The sequence below is a fragment of the Micromonospora sp. NPDC053740 genome (assembly GCF_040677775.1).
GTDB lineage: Bacteria > Actinomycetota > Actinomycetes > Mycobacteriales > Micromonosporaceae > Micromonospora > Micromonospora alfalfae.
The window spans coordinates 244,229-265,066 of record NZ_JBFASO010000007.1 but is presented as its reverse complement, the minus strand read 5'-3'; the positions used below and the strand labels follow the sequence as shown (position 1 = coordinate 265,066).

13 protein-coding genes and 1 pseudogene are annotated in these 20,838 nt (G+C 71.8%); 6 read left to right on the top strand and 8 right to left on the bottom strand.

Annotation, left to right across the window (positions count from 1 at the left end; all coding sequences use genetic code 11):
- Nucleotides 1–141: 141 nt before the first annotated feature.
- The 7 genes and pseudogenes from mraY to mraZ form a co-directional block, all read right to left on the bottom strand.
- Nucleotides 142–1,266 (bottom strand): phospho-N-acetylmuramoyl-pentapeptide-transferase, encoded by a 1,125-nt coding sequence (gene mraY / locus AB0K35_RS20280; RefSeq protein ID WP_030334519.1) that lies wholly within the window; start codon nucleotides 1,264–1,266, stop codon nucleotides 142–144.
- The gene (gene murF, locus AB0K35_RS20275) at nucleotides 1,263–2,660 is read right to left on the bottom strand and encodes a UDP-N-acetylmuramoyl-tripeptide--D-alanyl-D-alanine ligase (RefSeq protein ID WP_363886817.1); all 1,398 of its coding nucleotides are present in this window, start codon (nucleotides 2,658–2,660) and stop codon (nucleotides 1,263–1,265) included. Before murF ends, mraY begins: the two co-directional genes overlap by 4 nt.
- Nucleotides 2,657–4,219, bottom strand: a complete 1,563-nt coding sequence (locus tag AB0K35_RS20270; RefSeq protein ID WP_363886814.1) for a UDP-N-acetylmuramoyl-L-alanyl-D-glutamate--2,6-diaminopimelate ligase — start codon at nucleotides 4,217–4,219, stop codon at nucleotides 2,657–2,659. The genes murF and AB0K35_RS20270 overlap by 4 nt, the downstream gene beginning before the upstream one ends.
- Before the next feature lie 52 nt (nucleotides 4,220–4,271).
- The gene (locus tag AB0K35_RS20265; RefSeq protein WP_363886812.1) at nucleotides 4,272–6,485 is read right to left on the bottom strand and encodes a penicillin-binding protein 2; all 2,214 of its coding nucleotides are present in this window, start codon (nucleotides 6,483–6,485) and stop codon (nucleotides 4,272–4,274) included.
- Between the two features lie 3 nt (nucleotides 6,486–6,488).
- The gene (locus AB0K35_RS20260; RefSeq protein WP_238667388.1) at nucleotides 6,489–7,094 is read right to left on the bottom strand and encodes a hypothetical protein; all 606 of its coding nucleotides are present in this window, start codon (nucleotides 7,092–7,094) and stop codon (nucleotides 6,489–6,491) included.
- Nucleotides 7,084–8,194: pseudogene (gene rsmH, locus AB0K35_RS20255) on the bottom strand (16S rRNA (cytosine(1402)-N(4))-methyltransferase RsmH). Before rsmH ends, AB0K35_RS20260 begins: the two are co-directional and overlap by 11 nt.
- 206 nt (nucleotides 8,195–8,400) lie before the next feature.
- The gene (gene mraZ / locus AB0K35_RS20250) at nucleotides 8,401–8,832 is read right to left on the bottom strand and encodes a division/cell wall cluster transcriptional repressor MraZ (protein WP_030488958.1); all 432 of its coding nucleotides are present in this window, start codon (nucleotides 8,830–8,832) and stop codon (nucleotides 8,401–8,403) included.
- Between the two features lie 355 nt (nucleotides 8,833–9,187).
- Between mraZ and AB0K35_RS20245 the strand changes: the two genes are divergently transcribed.
- The 3 genes from AB0K35_RS20245 to AB0K35_RS20235 are packed head-to-tail and all read left to right on the top strand — an operon-like array spanning nucleotide 9,188 to nucleotide 11,827.
- Complete coding sequence (locus AB0K35_RS20245) at nucleotides 9,188–10,435, top strand: MurT ligase domain-containing protein (protein ID WP_091407686.1); 1,248 nt, start codon at nucleotides 9,188–9,190, stop codon at nucleotides 10,433–10,435.
- Complete coding sequence (locus AB0K35_RS20240) at nucleotides 10,425–11,144, top strand: glutamine amidotransferase (protein ID WP_091407683.1); 720 nt, start codon at nucleotides 10,425–10,427, stop codon at nucleotides 11,142–11,144. The genes AB0K35_RS20245 and AB0K35_RS20240 overlap by 11 nt, the downstream gene beginning before the upstream one ends.
- Nucleotides 11,141–11,827, top strand: a complete 687-nt coding sequence (locus AB0K35_RS20235; RefSeq protein ID WP_238667389.1) for a VTT domain-containing protein — start codon at nucleotides 11,141–11,143, stop codon at nucleotides 11,825–11,827. Before AB0K35_RS20240 ends, AB0K35_RS20235 begins: the two co-directional genes overlap by 4 nt.
- A 121-nt stretch (nucleotides 11,828–11,948) precedes the next feature.
- Here the strand turns inward: AB0K35_RS20235 and leuS are convergent, their stop codons facing one another.
- Nucleotides 11,949–14,789: a leucine--tRNA ligase gene (leuS, locus tag AB0K35_RS20230; protein ID WP_363886809.1), complete on the bottom strand. Its 2,841-nt coding sequence runs from the start codon at nucleotides 14,787–14,789 to the stop codon at nucleotides 11,949–11,951.
- A 403-nt stretch (nucleotides 14,790–15,192) separates the two neighbouring features.
- Between leuS and AB0K35_RS20225 the strand changes: the two genes are divergently transcribed.
- From AB0K35_RS20225 to AB0K35_RS20215, 3 genes are read left to right on the top strand one after another with little or no spacing between them, the layout of a single operon-like run.
- A complete protein-coding gene (locus AB0K35_RS20225; protein WP_091407670.1) occupies nucleotides 15,193–16,248 on the top strand; it encodes a MoxR family ATPase in 1,056 nt (351 codons plus the stop codon).
- Between the two features lies 1 nt (nucleotide 16,249).
- On the top strand, nucleotides 16,250–17,548 hold the full coding sequence (locus AB0K35_RS20220; RefSeq protein ID WP_363886806.1) for a DUF58 domain-containing protein: 1,299 nt from the start codon (nucleotides 16,250–16,252) through the stop codon (nucleotides 17,546–17,548).
- A gap of 16 nt (nucleotides 17,549–17,564) precedes the next feature.
- Entirely contained in the window at nucleotides 17,565–20,036 is a 2,472-nt protein-coding gene (locus tag AB0K35_RS20215) for a DUF3488 and transglutaminase-like domain-containing protein (protein WP_238667391.1), read from the top strand.
- Nucleotides 20,037–20,838: the final 802 nt, after the last annotated feature.

Sequence of the window (20,838 nt, the reverse complement as noted above, 5' to 3'; positions counted from 1 at the left end):
GCGTGTCGAACCCTCCCCACCCCCGCCGCCGACACGCGTCGATCTTGCACTTTGAGTGGCGACCAAACGCCCACAAGTGGACGTTGCGCCAACCGAAAGTGCAAGATCGACGGGGCGAGGGGGCGGGGGGCGAGGCGGGGATCAGGTCATGTTGGCGAGGAACTCGCTGTAGAACAGGCCCAGGGCGATGGCCACGCCGATGCCGGCGATGATCCAGAAGCGCACCACGATGTTGACCTCGCTCCAGCCCGCCAACTCGAAGTGGTGCTGGAGCGGAGACATTCGGAACACCCGTTTACCGGTGGTCTTGAAGGAGATGATCTGGATCACCACGGACATCGTGATGATCACGAAGAGCCCGCCGATGATCGGCAGTAGCAGGATGGTGCGGGTGGACATCGCCATGCCGGCGATCAGACCGCCCAGCCCCAACGCACCGGTGTCGCCCATGAAGATCCGCGCCGGGGAGGTGTTCCACCAGAGGAAGCCCACACAGGCACCGGCCGCAGCCCCGGCGATCAGCGCGATCTCCAATGGGTCGCGGACCTCGTAGCAGTACGGCTGGGTGTAGTTCGGGTCGGCGCACCAGTGCCGGTACTGCCAGAACGCGATCAGCGCGTACGCGGCGAGCACCATCACCGACGCGCCGGTGGCCAGACCGTCCAGACCGTCGGTGAGGTTGACGCCGTTCGTCGCGGCCATCACCACGAAGATGAAGATGATCACCGCGCCGACCTTGCTGACCTCCAGGAAGTCGATGTCCCGGATGAAGCTCAGCGTGGTGCTGCCCACCGTCTCGGTGTTGGTCGCCAGGCCCGAACCGTTTGTCATCGTGCTCGGGAACCACAGCGCGATCACCCCGAAGACCGCACCGACCAGGATCTGCCCGAGCAACTTGCCGCGCTTGTTCAGCCCGGCGCTGTTGCGCTTGCGCACCTTCAGGAAGTCGTCGAGGAAACCCACAGCGCCGGAGAAGACCATCAGGCCCAGCAGCACCAGCGCGGTGATGGTCGGCTCCACCTGGGCGATCTGCTGGTCCGGCAGGGTGGTCAGGGCGAGGTGCCCGGCCACGTACGCGATCACAGTGGCCAGGATGAAGACCACGCCACCCATGGTGGGCGTGCCCTTCTTGCCCTGGTGCATGGCGGGGCCGTCGGACCGGATCGGCTGACCGGCCTTGAGCCGGGTGAAGACCTTGATCGCGATCGGGGTGCAGAAGAGCGAGACGAGGAACGCCACCCCGATGGCGACGATGACCGCCCTCATCGGGTCGACTCCCCACCGGCGTCGGCGCGCAGGGCGTCGGCCACTTCCCAGGTCCGGTACCGGGAGCCCTTGACCAGGACGACGTCACCCGGTCGTAGCTCGCTCCGCAGCACCTCGACGGCCGCCGCCTGATCGGTGAGCAGCACCGACTCTCCTCCCCAGTTTGCTACAGCTGTCGCGCCTTCGTGGATCGGCGCGGCCGGCTCGCCCACCACGAGCAGCCGGTCGACACCCAGCTCGGCCGCGAGTTGGCCGACCTCGGCGTGGCCGTCGTACTCGAACGGGCCCAGCTCGGCCATGTAACCAAGCACCGCGACGGTACGCCGCCCCTGGCCCATGCTGGCGAGCGCCCGCACCGCGACCGCCATCGAGGCCGGGTTGGCGTTGTACGAGTCGTCGATCACTGTCACCCCGTCGGGGCGGTCGAAGACGTCCATCCGTCGGGTCGAGACCAGCCCCAGCTCGCCGAGGGCCGTGGCCAGCTCGGCCAGCGGCATGCCCAGCTCCCGGGCGACCGCCGCCGCCGCGAGGGTGTTCCCGACCTGGTGGCGGCCGGCCAGCCGGAGCCGCACCGGGGCGCGACCCTCCGGGGTGACCAGTGTGTACGACGGGTGACCCCGCTCGTCGAGCGTGACGTCCTCGGCGCGCACGTCGGCGTCGGGCGCCTCGCCGTAGCGGACCACCCGGGCCTGTGTGCGGCCCGCCATCGCGTCCACCCGGGGGTCGTCGGCGTTCAGCACGGCCAGCCCGTCCGGCGGCAGCGCCTCGACCAGCTCGCCCTTGGCCAGGGCGATGGCGTCCTGCGAGCCGAACTCGCCGATGTGCGACGTGCCGACGTTGAGCACCACGGAGATCCGGGGCGGCACCAGCTCGCACAGGTACCGCACGTGCCCGACCCCGCGCGCGCCCTTCTCCATCACCAGGTAGCGGGTGTCCGAGTCAGCCCTCAGGGCGGTGTACGGGTGCCCCAGCTCGTTGTTGAACGAGCCGGGTGGTGCCACAGTGGCCCCGAGACGGGCGGTGAGCTGACCGATCAGGTCCTTCGTGGTGGTCTTGCCGGACGAGCCGGTCACACCGATCACGGTCAGCCCGGTCAGCCGGTCCACCGCCGCGCGGGCCAGTCGGCCCATCGCGGTCAGGGCGTCGTCGACAAGCACCATCGGCACCCCGGGCACCTCTCGGCTGCCGAGCACCGCCACCGCGCCGGCCTGGATCGCCGTCGCCGCGTAGTCGTGCCCGTCGACCTTCTCCCCCGGGAAGGCCACGAAGAGCGAACCGGGTCCCACCTTGCGCGAGTCGAACTCCACCGACCCGGTGACTGTGGCGGCCGGGTCGGCGGCCACCAGCCGCCCGTCGACCGCCGCGGCCACCTCGGCCAGGCTCAGCGTGATCACCGCTGACCCGCCAGGTCCCCGAAGCGGGCTCGCAACGCCTCGGCCAACTCGATGCTGTCGTCGAACGGAAGCACCTGACCCGCCACCTCCTGGCCGCGCTCATGGCCCTTGCCGAGCAGCGCGATCACGTCGCCCGGCTCGGCCAGCCGCACCGCCTCGTCGATCGCTGCGCGGCGGCCCGCCACCTCGATGATCCGAGCGGCAGTGCCGGCCCGGTACGCCCCGGCCAGCACCTCGGCGCGAATCTCCCCCGGATCCTCGGTGCGCGGGTTGTCGTCGGTCACCAGCACCACGTCGGCTCCCTCCGCCGCGGCGGCGCCCATCACCGGCCGCTTGCCCCGGTCCCGGTCCCCACCGGCGCCGATCACACAGATCAGTCGGCCGGCGCTCAGCTCGCGCAGCGCGGCGAGCGCGGCCACTATCGCGTCCGACTTGTGGGCGTAGTCGACCACCCCGCGCACCGGCGCGGCCACGTCGACCAGTTCCAGCCGGCCCGGGACGCCCCCGCAGGCAGCCACACCGGTCGCCGCGGTCACCGGGTCCACCCCGGCACCGACCAGTGCGGCGATGGCCAGCAGCGCGTTGGCCACGTTGTGCCGGCCGGGCAGCGCGACACCGGCGGACACCGTCACGCCGTTCGGGCCGTGCGCGGTGAACCGCTGCGCGTACCCCTCGCCGCCCACACCGTCGGCCCACCAGGTCGCGCCCTGCTCACCGGCCGCCGAGTAGGTGACAGTGGTCGGCTTGAGCAGCGGCGTCAACGCCGGGTCGTCGTGGTTGAGCACCTCGACCGCGCAGCGCCCGTCGAAGAGCTGGGCCTTCGCGGCGAAGTAGTCGTCGCTGTCGGCGTGGAAGTCGAGGTGGTCGGAGCCGAAGTTGGTGTAACCGCCGACGGCGAACCGCACACCGCCCACCCGGCCCATGGCCAGCGCGTGGCTGGAGACCTCCATGACCACTGCGGTGACCCCACGCTCGCGGGCGGTGGCCAACATGGCGTGCAGGTCGGTCGCCTCGGGGGTGGTGCGGACACTGTCGATCACCAGATCACCGAGCCGGGTCTCCACCGTCCCGACCAGCCCGGTGGTGTGCCCGGCGGCCCGCAGCCCCGACTCGATCAGGTACGCGGTGGACGTCTTACCCGCGGTGCCGGTCACTCCGATCACCGTGAGATCGGCTGTCGGATCGCCGTACACGGCCGAGGCCAGCTCGCCGAGCACGGCGCGCGGGTCGGGCACCACCAGGGCGGGCAGACCGGTTCCCGCCGCCAACTCCGCACCGGCCCTGTCGGTCAGCAGCGCCACGGCACCCGCCTCGACGGCGCCGGCGGCGAACTCCGCGCCGTGCCGACGGGCACCGGGCAGCGCCGCGTACAGGTCGCCGGGGCGAACCTCCTGGCTGGCATGGGTGACCCCGGTGACGACCACCGCGGCGGCGTCCGCCGGAAGGTCGACGGCGAGCCGGACGGCGAGATCACCGAGCCGGACTCCGGTCACGGTACGTGGACGTGGATTGCCGGGCACGGCGTCAGACCCTACCCGGTCGTCCGGTTCCGGCCGCACAGCCGCCCCGGTGGTTCGTCGGCACTCACCGATGATGTCCCGCCATTGCTGCTCAGCGCGGATAGACCACGAACTTGGGCGCGGATCCGCCGGTTGAGGGCGGCACCCGGTAGTGACGCAGAGTGAACTGCATCATGTCCCGGAACGCCGGATTGGCGATCGCCGCGCCTCCGCCGTTGGGCGCGTAGACGAAGACGGCGATCACGTAGCGCGGGTTCTCGGCGGGGGCCATCCCGATGAACGAGGACACCTCACCGGGCTGCTTCTTGCCGTTCACCAGCCGCCACCCGGTGCCGGTCTTGCCGGCGACCCGGTAACCGGGGACCGCGGCGGTCAGGCCGGTGGCGTGGTCGACGGTGGTGACCGCCTCCAGCATGGTGCGCAGGGCCGCGGCGTTCTGCGGGCTGAGCACCGACCGGGTCACCGGGGCCGCCGCGGGGGTGCGCTTGCCGTCCGGCCCGATCACCTCCTTGACCAGGTGCGGCTGCACGTACGTGCCGTTGTTGGCGATGGCGGCGTACGCGGCGGCCATCTGCAACGGGGTGGCGTCGACGCTGTGCCCGATGGGCACCGACCCCTGCGACGATTCGCTCCACTCGTCGGCCGGCAGCAGTCGCCCGCTGGCCTCCCCGGGCATCCCCTCGCCGGTGGGCTTGCCCAGCCCGAATCGCTTCTGGTAGTCGATCAGCCGGTCCGGCCCGAGTTTGTCGGCGATCGTGATCGTGCCGACGTTCGACGAGTAGGCGAGCATTCCCGGCACGCTCATCCGTTTGCCGTCGGCGGGGTGCGTGTCGGAGAACCAGGTGTCGCCCTTCTTGATGCTGTTGGCGATGGGCAGCGTGGTGTCCGGGGTGATCACCCCTTCCTGCAACGCCGCGCCGTAGGTGATGGCCTTGTGCACCGAGCCCGGGTCGACGACGAAGCTGGTCGCGGCGTCCTCCCGGGCGACCGGGTCGCTGGGCGTCGGCTTCGCCGCGTTGTAGGTGGGGTTGCTGGCCTGGGCCAGCACCGCGCCGGAGGGAATCTCGATGATCACGGCCGCGCCGGTGCCACCCGGCGCCTGGGCCATTCCGGCGCTGAGGATCTGCTGCGTCCGGAACTGCAGGTCGCCGTTGATGGTGAGGGCGAGCGAGCTGCCCGGCTTGGCGACAGTGGTCCGGCTGTAACCGCCCGGGATCGGTGCGTCGAGGTCGCCGAGGCCGGCCTCGTACACCCGCTTTCCGTCCTGACCGGCGAGCACGTCGTCGTAGCGGGCCTCCAGCCCTTCCAGCCCGTCCATGTCCTGGCTGGTGAAGCCGAGCAGGTTGGCCGCCAGGTCACCGCCGGGCACCTCGCGGCGCTCGTCGCGGTGCACGCCGACACCGGGCAGCTCCAGCGCCTGCACCCGCTTGGCGGTCGGGATCTCCACGCCCCGGGCGAGGTAGGCGAACGTGGAGTCCTTGCCGTTCTCCAACTTGCGGGGCTTCATCAACTCCATGAGCTTCGACACCGGAATGCCGAGCAGCGGGGAGAGCGCCTTGGCGATGCCGGGCGGGTCCTCCACCTTGGTCGGATCGGCGAACACGTACCGTGCCTCGACACTGCGGGCCAGCGGCGCGCCGGTGCTGTCGTAGATAGCACCCCGTGGCGCCGGCAGCTCGACGATGCGGAGACGGTCGGCGGTGCCGCCCCCGGCGTACGCCGGAGCGTCGACCGCCTGGAGGAAGATCAGCCGGATCCCGATGACAGCGAACAGGGTCAGCGCGAGCACGGTGCCCAGCCGCAGCCGCAGCCGCGAGTCGGCAAGCTTCGGTGGGCGTCGTGGCTTGCGGATCGGCCGCCGGGCCACCGGTCGGTCGGTGCGCCGCGGCGCGCGAGGCGTGGTGGTCCGGCGACGCGGCGGCGGCTCGTCGCCGGCCAGGCCACGGGGGGTACGCGACGCGACGGTGCGCACCACCTGACCGCGTCCGGCGGCCGGAGCGTCGCGCCGGCCGGCCCGGGCGGCGGCCCGGCCCCCGTCGAGCACCTGCAACGCCGGCCGGAAAGGGTCACCGGACCGGGTGCTGCTTCGCGGTGTACGCCGTTGCTCCGCACCCTGCCCGCGCGCCGGAGTGGCGCGTTCCTCGCGGACCGTCCGACCCCTCGGGGTGTACGCGCGGGCGCCGGAGATGCCCCCGACGCCTGGGTCGCCGGTGCGGGGCTCGCTGTCGGCGGGTCGAGGGTCACGTGCAGAACCGCGCCGGGACCCCGTAGGGTCCCGGCGCGGCTCGTCCGACCTTGGTGGCACCGGTCAGCCTCCCGCACCCTGGCTGGTCACCGACGGCTCGCCGGTCGCCGGCTGGGGCACGCCGATGGTCTTGCCGTCCGGCAGCCGGATGTAGCCGGGCTCGCCCGCGTCCACCAGGCCCAGCCGGCGCGCCTCGGCGGTCAGGTTGCCCGGCGCCTTGGACTCGGCGATCTGCTTGTCCAGTTGCTGCTTCTCCAGGTCCAGTCGAGCCTGCTGCTGCTGCAACCGCTCAAGCCGGAACGCGTTCTCATTGATCTTGGTGTTGACCGCCAGGATGCCCAGCACCCCGCCGACCACGAGCACCACGATCAGCGCCGCGAACGGAGCACGCGGCACCGAGATCGGCGGCGGCGGCGCCACCCGCAGCCGCGGCGGCCGGGCGCTGGTGGCGCTGGCGGTCTTCTCGACCGGTCGCAGCGCGGCGCTGCCCTGAGTCGGGAACTCGCGCGCCCCCCGGGCGCGAGTCTCCCCCTGCCGATTCGTTCGATCGATGCGTGGCGTACCGTTTCCGAGGCGCGGAGCCCGCTCCGCCGCGATCCGGCCCCCCGACCGCGGTGCGCGCTGCCCGCCGCCGGTGACGTCCCGGCGGTCGCGCTTGTCAATGCTCATGTCCCTCCCCCTCAACGTCCGTCCCTCTAGCCGTCCCGGTGCCCCTGACCCCCCACGGATCAGGCGGACCCCGTGCCCGGTTGGTGCATTCCCTTCACCCGTCGGCGAGACCGTTCGCGGTCGGTCCGCCAGTGCTCTGTCGCGTTCGGGTCGAGTCGCTCCGCGGCCCGCAGCCGCACCGAGGCGGCCCGCGGGTTCGCGGCGACCTCCGCCTCCCCCGGCAGTTCGGCGCCCCGGCTGAGCAGCCGGAACGTCGGACCGGACCCGGGAAGCTCGACCGGGAGGTCAATCGGGCCCTTACTGCGGACCCGGTCCGTGAGGGCCGCCTTGGTGAGCCTGTCCTCCAGCGAGTGGTAGGACAGGACCACCATGCGACCGCCCACTGTCAGTGCGTCGAGTGCGGATGGCAACGCTGTCTCCAGCGCTGCCAGCTCTCTGTTTACCTCGATCCGTAAAGCCTGAAACGTTCTCTTTGCCGGGTGCCCGCCCGTTCGTCGGGCTGGTGCAGGGATGGAGTCCCGAACCAGTTCCGCCAGCAGCGCGGACGAGGTGATCCGGGCCCGCTCCCGCTGCCGGATGATCGCCGAGGCGATCCGACCGGCGAACTTCTCCTCGCCGTAGACCCGCAGCACCCGGGCCAGGTCCGGATGCGCGTACGTGTTGACCACCTCTTCGGCGGTCACCCCCCGGGTCTGATCCATCCGCATGTCCAACGGCGCGTCCTGGGCGTACGCGAACCCTCGGTCGGGCGCGTCCAACTGCAACGACGAGACGCCCAGGTCGAACAGGATGCCGTCGATGGCCGGATAGCCCAGCCGGTCCAGCACGTCCGGCAACTCGTCGTAGACGGCGTGTTCCAGGTGCACCCGATCGGCGAACCGGGCCAGCCGGACCCGCGCGTGAGCGAGCGCCTCGGTGTCCCGGTCGAGCCCGATCAGGACCGTTTCTGGATGCGCCTCGAGCACCGCCTCCGCGTGCCCGGCCAGACCGAGCGTCGCGTCGACGTAGACCGTCCGGCCGCCTCGACCCAGCGCGGGGGCCAGCAGCTCGAGACACCGCTCGAGCAGCACCGGCACGTGCGTGCCGCGCAACTCCCCCATGATGACCCCCACTGGTTGAAACGTCCGTTCTTCTCGTGCGCCTGTCGTCGGACGGCGCTGCCGTCGTACCGCCAGATCCCCATCCGCTCCCGCCTGACACCGGACCGTCGCCCAATGACTGGATCGTGCGCCTGGCACCGGGGAAGTGATGCCAGGAACTCGAAAGCGGCTGGAGATCTCGCAGTACGTCGGGCGCCGTTACCGCCCTACAGACCGCCGGGCAGCACCCCCTCCTCGATGTCGGCGAAGTCGTCTTCGCTCTCGGCGAGGTAGGTCTCCCAGGCGACCTTGTCCCAGATCTCCACCCGCGTGCTCGCGCCGATCACCACCAACTCGCGGTCCAGCGCGGCATAGGCCCGCAGGTGAGCCGGAATGGTCACCCGACCCTGCTTGTCCGGAACCTCGTCGTGCGCGCTGGCGAAGAAGACCCGGCTGTAGGCCCGGGCCGCCTTGTGGGTCATCGGCTGTGCGCGCAACTGCTCCGCGATCCGCTGGAACTCAGGGGTCGGGAAGACGTAGAGGCAGCGCTCCTGCCCTTTAGTGACCACGACACCCCCCGCCAGCTCATCCCGGAACTTGGCCGGAAGGATCAACCGGCCCTTTTCGTCCAGGCGCGGAGTGTGGGTGCCGAGAAACATCGGCCCAACCCCCTCGCCCCTGAGCGGCGTTCGCGGCGCCGCTGACCCCCCGGGCCGGTGAGCCCTCCCGGCCTCACCATTGGTCCCCACTCTACTCCACTTCCCTCCACCCGCAACCAAATTCGCCCGCGTGGCGCGCCTGACCCGGGGACAAAACCGCACGTCACAAGGGGTGGAGCGGAGTGGAGGGCTTCGGCCGCCCCTCGGCGTGGTCCGCTTTCCGACATAGATCGACTCCGTCCGGGGGAGGCCGACCCGGCCGCCCGCGCAGCCACCACTGCCGAACGGTTCCCCGTCGGCGGCGATCTGGTGGGGTCGGCGGTCCGGTAACCTCGCTCGCGTGACGGACGCGAAAATGCCCCTACGGGCCAAGGTGGCCAGCTCCGTGTCACGGACCGCCGCGGCGCTCTCCCGGGCGGCCGGCCGTGGCGACGGTTCAGTGATCGGCGGGTGGATCGGCCTGAAGATCGATCCGGACCTGCTGGCCCACCTGTCGGCCGGGCGCGCGATCGCGCTCGTCTCCGGCACCAACGGCAAGACCACCACCACCCGACTGACCTCCGCCGCTGTCGGCGTGCTCGGCCGGGTCGCCACCAACTCGTTCGGCGCCAACATGCCCAGCGGGCACACCTCGGCGCTGGCCAAGGCCGGCAGCACCCCGTACGCGGTGCTGGAGGTCGACGAGCACTACCTCGCGCAGGTGCTGGAGGCGACCGAGCCGCACGTTGTCGCGCTGCTGAACCTCTCCCGCGACCAGCTCGACCGCGCCAAGGAGGTCGCCATGATGGCGCAGCTCTGGCGCGCGGCGCTGGTCCGGCACACCGACGTACGGGTGGTGGCCAACGCCGACGACCCGCTGGTCGTGTGGGCCGCCACCCCACCGGGTGACCCCGCCCGGGGCATCAACCCGCCGCACGTGACGTGGTTCAGTGCCGGCCAACGCTGGCACGACGACTCCTGGGTCTGCCCGGAGTGCGGCTCCACCATCCAGCGCTCCGGCGAGCAGTGGTGGTGCACCGGCTGCCCGCTACGCCGACCGGAGCCGCACTGGGTCGTCGAGGACGAGGGCGTGCTCGACCCCACCGGCGCCTGGCACAAGGTCTCCCTCCAACTGCCCGGCAAGGTCAACCTCGGCAACGCGGCGACCGCGCTGGCGGTGGCCGCCGAGTTCGGCGTCCGCCCGGTCGACGCGGTGTCCCGCCTCGGCATCGTCACCTCGGTGGCCGGCCGCTACGCACAGGTCGACAAGGACGGGCGCAACATCCGGCTGCTGCTGGCCAAGAACCCGGCCAGTTGGCTGGAGGCGTTCGACATGGCCGACGACGCGCCGACCCTGCTCTCCATCAACGCGCGCGATCCCGACGGTCTGGACACCTCCTGGCTCTACGACGTCGACTTCGCCCCGCTCCGAGGCCGGCAGGTGTTGATCACCGGCGACCGGGCATACGACCTGGCGGTGCGACTGGACGTCAACGACGTGCCGTTCCAGCACGTCCGCACGTTCGACGACGCACTCCGGTCGGTCCCGCCCGGCCGGCTGGAGGTCATCGCGAACTACACCGCGTTCCAGGACATCCGAGCGGAGTTGGACCGTGTCATCTGAGAGTCTGCGCATCGTCTGGATCTACCCCGACCTGCTCTCCACCTACGGAGACCGGGGCAACGCCCTGATCCTCGCCCGGCGGGCCCGTCAGCGCGGGATGCCGGTCGAGGTGCTGGAGGTCCGCTCCGACGAGCGGCTGCCCGCGACCGCCGACATCTACCTGGTCGGTGGCGGCGAGGACGGCCCGCAGGCGCTCGGCGCCCAGCGGCTGCTGGCCGACGGCGGCCTGCACCGCGCCGTCGCGCAGGGCTCGGTGGTGTTCGGCGTCTGCGCCGGCTACCAGCTCCTCGGCACCTCGTTCTTCGCCAAGGGTGTGCAGTGCCGCGGGCTGGAGCTGCTCGACCTGCGGTCCGACCGGGGCGAGAGCCGGGCCGTGGGCGAGCTGGCCGGTGAGATCGACCCCCGGCTCGGCCTGCCGCCGCTGACCGGTTTCGAGAACCACGGCGGTCGCACCCACCTCGGTCCGGAGGTCTCCCCGTTGGCCCGGGTCACCGCCGGGGTGGGCAACGACGGCGCCACCGAGGGCGCGTGGCGCGGCAAGCTGCTGGGCACCTACTCGCACGGGCCGGCGCTGGCGCGCAACCCGGCCCTGGCCGACCTGCTGCTGCGCTGGGCCACCGGGGCACACCAGCTCCCGCCGTTGGACGACACATGGTCGGACCGGCTCCGCAACGAGCGCCGCTCCGCGGTGGCCGCCGCCCGGGCATGATCCGTGCCGTCCGGCGGCTGCTCCGGCAGCCGTCGGCCGCCCGGTTCGCGCTGCTCCTGCTGCTGATCGGCGGGTGCGGGTTACTGCTGCTGCTGGTGCCCCGGCCGGATCCGGCGCAGTTGCCGCTGGTCGCCGACCGGCTGGGCGACCTCGCCCCGGTGGCGGCGATCCTCGGTGGTGCGCTGCTGCTTGTCGCGCTGGTGCCCCGGACCTTCATCACGCTCGCCGCAGGTGCGATCTTCGGCCCGCTGGAGGGCGCCACGTACGCCCTGGGCGCGGCGCTGGTGGCGGCGGCGATCGGGTTCACTGTCGGCCGGTTGCTCGGTCGGGAGTTTGTCGCCGAGCGGGTCCGCGGTCGCCTGGCCCGCCTCGACGGCTGGTTCGCCCGGCAGAGCGTGCTCGGTGTGGTCACCGTCCGGCTGCTGCCGATCGCCGGCTTCGGCCTGGTCAGCTACGGCTACGGCACGACCGGCGCCCGAGTGCTGCCGTTCCTGGCCGGCAGCGTGATCGCGTCCGCGCCGACCGCCTTCGGCTACGCGGCGATCGGCGCGGCGGTCAGCTCCCCCGGCCACGTCAACTGGTACGCCGCGGCCCCGGCCAGCCTCGGCCTGATCGCCAGCCTGGTGCTCATCCACCAGTGGTGGCGAGCAGAACGTCGCCGCCGTCGCACCATGCCCGTCTAACCCCACCCCCCACTCCCGCGATCTTGCAGTTTCTGTCCCCGCATCACCGGATACAAGGGACAAAAACCAAACCGAAACTGCAAGATCGCGGGGTGGGGGCGGAGCAAGGCGCGTGCGGGGGTTAGGCGACTACCGAGACCATCCGGCCCTTGACCACGATGACCTTGCGGGGCTCCTTGCCACCCAGGGTCGCCGCCACCGCGTCCAGTGCCGCCGCGCGGACGCTCTCCTCGGAGGCGTCGGCGGGGACCTCGACGCGGCCACGGACCTTGCCGTTCACCTGCACCGGGTACGTCACCGTGTCGGCCACCAGCAGCGCCGGGTCGGCGGTCGGGAAGTCCGCGTACGTCAGCGAGGTGTCGTGGCCCAGCTTGCGCCACAACTCCTCGGCCATGTGCGGGGCGAACGGCGCCACCATCAGCACCAGCGGCTCGGCCACCTCGCGGGGCGTGGCCGACAGTCGGGTCAGCCCGTTGGTCAGCTCGATCAGCTTGGCGATGGCGGTGTTGAACCGGATGCCGTCCATGTCGCCACGGACCCCGTCGATCACCTTGTGCAGCAGCCGGCGGGTCGCCTCGTCGGCCGGGTCCTCGGTGACTCGCAGGGCGCCCGTCTGCTCGTCGACGACGGCCCGCCACACCCGTTGCAGGAACCGGTACGAGCCGACCACCGCACGGGTCTCCCAGGGGCGGGAGACCTCCAGCGGGCCCATCGACATCTCGTACACCCGGAAGGTGTCCGCGCCGTAGGCGGCGCACATGTCGTCGGGGGTCACCACGTTCTTCAGCGACTTGCCCATCTTGCCGTACTCGCGGTTGACCGCCAGGTCACCCAGGTAGTAGGCGCCGTCGCGCTCGAAGACCTCCTCGGCCTGCACGTAGCTGCCGCGCGAGTCGGTGTACGCGTACGCCTGGATCATGCCCTGGTTGAACAGCTTGCGGAACGGCTCGAACGACGACACGTGCCCCAGGTCGAACAGCACCTTGTGCCAGAACCGCGCGTACAGCAGGTGCAGCACGGCGTGCTCGGCGCCACCGACGTACAGGTCGGTGCCCCCGCAGTCACCGTCGGCGCGCGGGCCCATCCAGTACCGCTCGTTCTCCGCGTCGACGAACCGCTCGCTGTTCGTCGGGTCCAGGTAGCGCAGCTCGTACCAGCAGGAGCCGGCCCACTGCGGCATCACGTTGGTTTCCCGGGTGTAGCGCTTCGGCCCGTCACCCAGGTCCAGTTCGACCTCGACCCAGTCGCGCCGCCGTGACAGCGGCGTCTCCGGGTTGCTGTTGGCGTCGTCGGCGTCGAACGTCTTCGGGGAGAAGTCGTCCACCTCCGGCAGCTCGACCGGCAGCATCTCCTCCGGCAGGGCGATGGCCGCGCCGGTCTCGTCGTAGACGATCGGGAACGGTTCGCCCCAGTAACGCTGCCGGGAGAACAGCCAGTCGCGCAGCCGGTAGGTCACCGCGCCGGTGCCGTGCCCGTTCGCCTCCAGCCAGGCGATGATCGCCGCCTTGGCGTCGGCGACCCCCAGCCCGTTCAGGTCCAGGCCGCGCTCGGGCGCGGCGCTGTTGATCGCCGGGCCGTCCCCTGTGTACGCCTTGCCGTCGAAGCCCTCGGCCGGCTGCACGGTACGGACGATGGGCAGCTCGAAGACCTCGGCGAACGCCCAGTCCCGCTCGTCCTGCGCCGGCACCGCCATGATCGCGCCGGTGCCGTAGCCGGCCAGCACGTAGTCGGCGATGAAGATCGGGATCTGCCCACCGGTGACCGGGTTGGTGGCGTACGCGCCGATGAAGACGCCGGTCTTCTCCTTCGTGTCGGACTGCCGCTCGACGTCGGTCTTGGCGGCTGCCGCCTTGCGGTACGCCTCGACCGCCTCCCGGGGGCTGGCGTGCCCGCCGGTCCAGGCGTTCCTCGTCCCGTCCGGCCAGCTGGCCGACGCCAGCGTGTCGACCAGCTCGTGCTCGGGCGCCAGCACCATGTAGGTGGCGCCGAAGACGGTGTCCGGGCGGGTCGTGAACACCCGCACCGGTGCCGCGCTGGTCGGGAAGTCCACGTGGGCACCGGTGGAGCGGCCGATCCAGTTGCGCTGCATCAGCTTGATCGGCTCGGGCCAGTCCAGGCTGTCCAGGTCGTCCAGCAGCCGGTCACCGTACGCGGTGATCCGCATCATCCACTGCTTCAGGTTGCGCTTGAAGACCGGGAAGTTGCCCCGCTCGGAACGGCCGTCGGCGGTGACCTCCTCGTTGGCCAGCACGGTGCCCAGACCCGGGCACCAGTTCACCGGCGCCTGCGAGACGTACGCCAGGCGGTGGTCGTCGACGACCTGGCGGCGCTCGGCGACGCTCAGCTCGGCCCAGGCGCGGCCGTCCGGGGTGGGCCGGTTGCCGCCCTCGAACTCGGCGATCAGCTCAGCGATCGGACGGGCCCGGCCGGCGTCGCTGTCGTACCAGGAGTTGAAGATCTGCAGGAAGATCCACTGGGTCCAGCGGTAGAAGTCGGTGTCGATGGTGGCCACCGAGCGGCGCTCGTCGTGCGCCAGCCCCAGCCGGCGCAGCTGCGCCTTGTACCGCTCGATGTTCGCGACGGTGGTGGTCCGGGGGTGGGTGCCGGTCTGCACCGCGTACTGCTCGGCGGGCAGGCCGAACGCGTCGAAGCCCATCGCGTGCAGCACGTTGCGACCGGCCATCCGCTGGTAGCGGGCGTAGCAGTCGGTGCCGATGTAGCCCAGCGGGTGGCCGACGTGCAGGCCCGCTCCGGACGGGTACGGAAACATGTCCAGCACGTACAGCTTCTCCGCGCCGGCGCGTGGGTGGGTCGGGTCGGCCAGCGGGCCGGTCGGGTTCGGTGCGTGGAAGGTGCCCTCGCGCGCCCAGATGTCCTGCCAACGAATCTCGATCTCGTCGGCCAGGGCCGCTGTGTACCGGAACGGGGGAATGTCGCCCGCCGGTGCGGCTGCCTCACTCATCGTCTCTCCTCGCTTCGCTTCGCTTCGTCTCGGCACCACCGGGCCGGGCCGGCGGCGGGCACAAAAAAGCCCCTCGCGCAGGAGGGGCCGCCGTGCTGTCGCTGGGTTCAGCGCATCAGCACGGCCCGGTAAGAAGCAGGAAGACTCCGGCCATGCCCCGCAGTGTACCTCTTCCATGGTTCGCCCTGCCGGCCCCCGGGCGCTGTCGAAGCCGTTCCCCCGAGTTGGCGAATATCGGTGCGTAACCGACGGACTACCTGCGGGGGTCGGCGATAACGACAAACATGGTTAGCCTGAGAGACTAGTGAGATTCCTGCGGCAAACGAGGCTCGACGTCGCGAACCCAACGGCGGGTCCAGGTGCTCTCTAGAGAGCTGCCGTGACGGCGACGAGGAGGAGGCCCGTGACACAACAGACCTGGGACGAGGTGGGCGGCCTGTTGCCGCACGACGAGTTCCGCGCCGCCAGCGAGGCCATCGTGGCCAACATCGAGCAGGTCATCGAGGGTAAGACCGCCACCGTGCGGCTCGCCCTGGCCGTCCTGCTCGCCGAGGGTCACCTCCTGATCGAAGACGTCCCGGGTGTCGGCAAGACCAAGCTTGCCAAGGCCCTCGCGCGGTCCATCGACTGCACGGTCCGACGGATCCAGTTCACCCCCGACCTGCTGCCCAGCGACGTCACCGGGGTCAGCGTCTACAACCAGGAGACGCACGACTTCGAGTTCCGCCCCGGCGCCGTGTTCGCCAACCTGGTGGTCGGCGACGAGATCAACCGGGCCTCGCCGAAGACCCAGTCGGCGTTGCTGGAGTGCATGGAGGAGCGGCAGGTCACCGTCGACGGGGTGACGTACCAGCTCCAGACCCCGTTCATGGTGATCGCCACCCAGAACCCGATCGAGATGGAGGGGACCTACCCGCTGCCCGAGGCGCAGCGCGACCGGTTCACCGCCCGCATCGCGATGGGTTACCCGGACTCCAACGCCGAGCTGGCCATGCTCGACGGGCACGGCGCCACCGACCCGCTGCACGAGCTGCGCGCGGTCTCCGACGCGGCCATCGTCCGGCAGTTGATCGCCACCGTCCGGCAGGTGCACGTGGCGGACGCGGTCAAGCAGTACGCGATCGACCTGGTCACCGCCACCCGCGAGGCCCCCGACCTGCGGCTCGGCGCGTCCCCCCGGGCGACCCTGCAACTGTTGCGCACCGCCCGGGCGGTCGCCGCCCTGGAGGGCCGCGACTATGTCCTCCCCGACGATCTGCAGGCCCTGGCGGTGCCGGTGCTGGCCCACCGGATCATCCCGACCGCCGACGCGCAGCTCGCCCGGCGCACCACCGACGCGATCGTCTCCGAGCTGGTGCACCGCCTGCCGCTGCCACACGACAGGCAGCGCAACCCGTACGACACCCGGCCACCCGCCACCGGCAACGGTCGCGCACCCTACGAGCCGCGGAGGCCATGACGTGCGTGCCGGGCTACGCGGGCTGACCACCCGCGGTCGGTCCTTCCTCGCCGCTGCGGTCGCGGCGGCGATCTCGGCCGGCATCCTCGGCGAGAAGGACCTGCTCCGGGTGGCTGTGCTGTTGGCCATCCTGCCGTTGCTGGCCGCCGCCTACGTCGGGCGGAGCCGCTACAAGCTGGCCTGCAACCGTTCGCTGGACCCGCACCGGGTTCCGGTCGGCGCCAACTCCCGGGTGGTGCTGCGCCTACAGAACCTCTCCCGGCTGCCGACCGGCACCCTGCTCCTGGAGGACCGGCTGCCCTACGCGCTGGGCAGCCGGCCCCGGGTGGTGTTGGAGCGGCTCGGCGCGCACCAGGCCAGCTCCGTGGCGTACACGGTGCGGGCCGACGTTCGGGGCCGCTACGACGTGGGCCCGCTGGTCGTCCGGATGACCGACCCGTTCGGCCTCTGTGAACTCACCCGCTCCTTCCCCAGCACCGATCACCTGACGGTCATCCCGCAGGTCACCCCGCTGCCGTCGGTCCGGCTCCCCGGGGAGTACGCGGGCAGCGGCGACAGCCGGGCACGCTCGGTGGCGGTGCACGGCGAGGACGACGCGGCGACCCGGGAGTACCGGCGCGGCGACGACCTGCGCCGGGTGCACTGGAAGTCCACCGCCCGCACCGGTGAGCTGATGGTGCGCCGCGAGGAGCAACCGTGGGAGAGCCGGGCCACAGTCGTCCTGGACACCAGGGCGTACGGCCACCGGGGCGAGGGGCCGACTGCCAGTTTCGAGTGGTCGGTGTCGGCCGCCGCGAGCATCGCCGTCCACCTGCGGCAGGCCGGTTACAAGTTGCGCCTGGTCACCGGCTCGGGCGCAGATGTGGACGCCTCGGAGGCCGGCGGGGACGGCGCGCTGCTCGACCACCTCGCGGAGGTCCGACTGGATCAGCGCGCCGAGGTCACCGGCCTCGTGCAGCGGGTCCGTCAACGCGCCGACGGCGGTCTGATCATCGGCCTGTTCGGCACTGTCAGCGTCGCCGAGGCGGAGCTGCTGGCCGGGCTGCGGGGCAACGGCGCCACCTGTGTCGGCTTCCTGCTGAACAGCTCCACCTGGCTCAGCCTGCCGGAGAAGGCGCGGGCCGAGGCGGAGCACGCCCACGCCGCCGCCGTCCTGGCCATGTTGCAGAGTGGCTGGCGGGTGGTCGGCGTCGACCACGGCGGCCGGCTGCCGGCGCTGTGGCCGCAGGTCGGTCGGGACGCCCAGGGGTTCGCCCTGCGGGCCGCGCTGGCCGAGACGGTCGCCGGCGGTGTGCGATGAACGGAAGGCTCCCCTCATGATCAGCAGTCGGAACATCGGCATGGTGGCGGCCGCTGCCACGCTGCTGGCCGCCGCGCCGCTGTCGGCCATCTTCCAGGGCTGGACGTGGTTGATCGAGTCCATCATCGCGGTCGCCGTGGTGGCCGGGGTGGCCGCGCTGACCCGCCTCGCCCGGGCACCGCTGTGGGGTCAGGTGCTGGGCATGCTGGCCGGCCTGATGCTCGCCCTGACCTGGTTGTTCCCCAGCGGCCAGGAGCTGCTCGCGATCCTGCCCACCCCGGGCACGTTCGCGTACTTCGGCGACCTGCTCGCCGGCTCCATGCAGGACATGCGCTCGTACGGGGTCGAGGTCCCGGACACTGACCCGCTGCTGTTCATCGCCGTGCTCGGCGTCGGCGGAGTCGCCGTGCTGGTGGACGTACTGGCCGTTGGGCTGCGCCGGCCCGCGCTGGCGGGGCTGCCGATGCTCGCCATCTACTCGGTGCCGGTCGCCGTCTACGTGGACAGCGTCCCCGCGGTGCCGTTCGTGGTGGGCGCCGCCGGTTACCTCTGGCTGCTGGTCACCGACAACGTCGACCGGGTCCGTCGCTTCGGGCGCCGGTTCACCGGTGATGGCCGCGACGTCGACGTGTGGGAGGCCTCTCCGCTGGCCTCCGCCGGCCGTCGGCTCGCGGCGGTCGGGGTGGCGCTGGCGGTGGTGCTGCCGCTGGCGGTGCCCGGCATGACCGGCGGGCTGCTCGACTCGCTCAGCCGAGGGCCGGGCAATGGCACCGGCAACGGGTCCGGTTCGGGCGGCACGTCGGGTCGGATCGACCTGTTCGCCTCGCTCGCCGGCCAACTCAACCAGTCCCAGGTAGCCGACCTGGTGAAGGTGAAGACGTCCGAGCAGAACCCGTTCTACCTGCGTTACGCGGTCGCCGACGAGCTTCGCCCCGCTGGTTTCCAGGCGCGCAACCCCAGCGGCCGGTCGGTCAACAGGGACCTGCCGAACCCGGCCGACCGGGCCGGTCCAGGCGTGCAGCAGACCACCTACCAGGCGACCGTCGAGGTCACCAAGAGCCTGAGCATGTCGCTGATGCCGGTGTACGCCGAGCCGACCCGCGCCGACGACCTCAGCGACAACTGGCTCTACGACACCAACCAGCAGGTCGTCTTCTCCAACCGGGAGAACTCCCGCGGTCGGAAGTACTCCTTCGACTACGTCCGCTCGACGTTCACGCCTGAGGCGTTGCGGGCCGCGAAGCCGCTGCCGACCGAACACCCCGTACGCCGACAGATGACCGCTACCCCCGGGCCGGTGCCCGAGGTGGAGGAGCTGGTCAAGGGGCTGATCCAGGGCAAGCGCACGGACTACGACCGGGTGCTGTCGATCTACCGGCACTTTTCGGCGGACAACGGCTTCAGCTACCGGTTGAGCACCGAGAGCGGCAGCAGCGGTCAGGACATCGTCAACTTCTTGACCAACAAGGTCGGCTACTGCCAGCAGTACGCCGCCGCGATGGCCTGGCTGGTCCGCTCGGCCGGCATTCCGGCCCGGGTGGCGTTCGGGTTCACCAACGGCAGCAAGCGCGACGGCGACACCTTCACGCTGACCAACCTCAACCTGCACGCCTGGACCGAGGTCTACTTCGACGGGGCTGGTTGGGTGCCGTTCGACGCCACCCCGGCGTACGGGGTGCCCGGCTCCACCCGGTCAGCCTGGGCACCGGACACTGACGCGCCGGAGGCGCCCAGCCCGAGCAGCGACGCCACGAGCGCCCCGACGGACCCGGGCACCTCGACGGAGCCGACCGGCCAGGACAACGCCGACCGGGACACCGACGAAGGGCTCTCCCTCGGCGGGGCGACGCCGAACGAGCAGCCACCGGTCTGGCCCTGGTGGGCAGCGGGCCTGGTGGCCCTGCTGGTGCTGCTCGCGGTGCCCGCCCTGCGCCGGATGACCCTGCGCCGCCGACGCAGTGGCCGCGCGGCGAGCGGGGCGATGGCCTCCGCGAGGGTCGACGGCGGCACGGAGCCGGGGGCACGTCCGGTGATGGTCAGCGCGGACGCCAACCAGGCCCGCGCGGACGCGCACGCCGCCTGGGCGGAACTGCTCGACACGCTTGTGGACTTCCGGGTCCCGGTCGATCCGACCGAGACGCCCAGGGCGACAGCGGACCGGCTTGTCCGGGACTCCCTCGACGATGACGACGCGATCGGGTCCGCGCGGCTGCTCGGCCGGGCGGAGGAGCGGGCCCGCTACGCGCGGGATCCGCTGACCGGTGAGCGGTTGCTGCCGGCGCTACGCGCGGTCCGTGCGGCGCTCGCGACACGGGCGGACCGGCGGACCCGCCTCCTCGCCGCCGTGCTGCCGCCCTCGGTGCTGCTGCGCTGGCGCACCGCCATGGCCGACAGGTCCAGCCGGATGGTGGCGCTGACCGGTCAGGCCCGGTACCGACTGCTGCGGTGGAACCCTCGTCGGCTGCTGGCCGACCGGGCCGCACGCTGACCGAAACCCAACGCACCCACCCCCGCACCAACGCTCCGGCGCACCCGCCGCCGCTCACCATCACTTGATGATCAGTAGTTGCAGAGCTTCTGGCAGCTGCTGCTCATCGAGTGATCATGGGTGCGCCAGGGTGGGTGCGCCGGGGTGAGTGCGCCGGGGTGGGTGCGCCGGTCCGGCGCAGCGGCACCGTGTCGGGGTGAGGCGTAGCCGAGTAGGGCGTAGGCCGCGCGGGCCGCGCGGGCCGCGCGGGGCGTAGGCCGCTCGGGCCGAGCGAGGCGTAGGCCGGGGCGACGGCGGGTCTGCGCAGTGGCGGCGACGTCGGGTCTGCGCAGTGGCGGCGACGGCGGGTCTGCGCAGTGGCGGCGACGTCGGGTCTGCGCAGTGGCGGCGACGTCGGGTCTGCGCAGTGGCGGCGACGTCGGGTCTGCGCAGTGGCGGCGACGTCGGGTCTGCGCAGTGGCGCGGTGAAGTCGCGGTCTCCGGTGGCCAGGTGCCCCCGATCACGCGGAACTCGAGTCGATCATGCCGCTGGTCGGGGCGACGTCGTTCCGCGCGGATTCGACCGGGCGGCGCAGCGGCTCAACGACTACCGGGACCGCCCAAGGTCGTGCTCGATCCAGGAAAGAGGCCCCTCCCCTCGCACACGATGCCACTACTTCCAGGATCGAGCACGATCATGCGGGAGCGGGCGCGGGAGAAGACCACGGACCGAGCACGATCACGCGGGAGCGGGCGCGGGAGCGGGCGCGGGCGCGGGCGCGGGCGCGGGCGCGGGCGCGGGCGCGGGCGCGGGCGCGGGCGC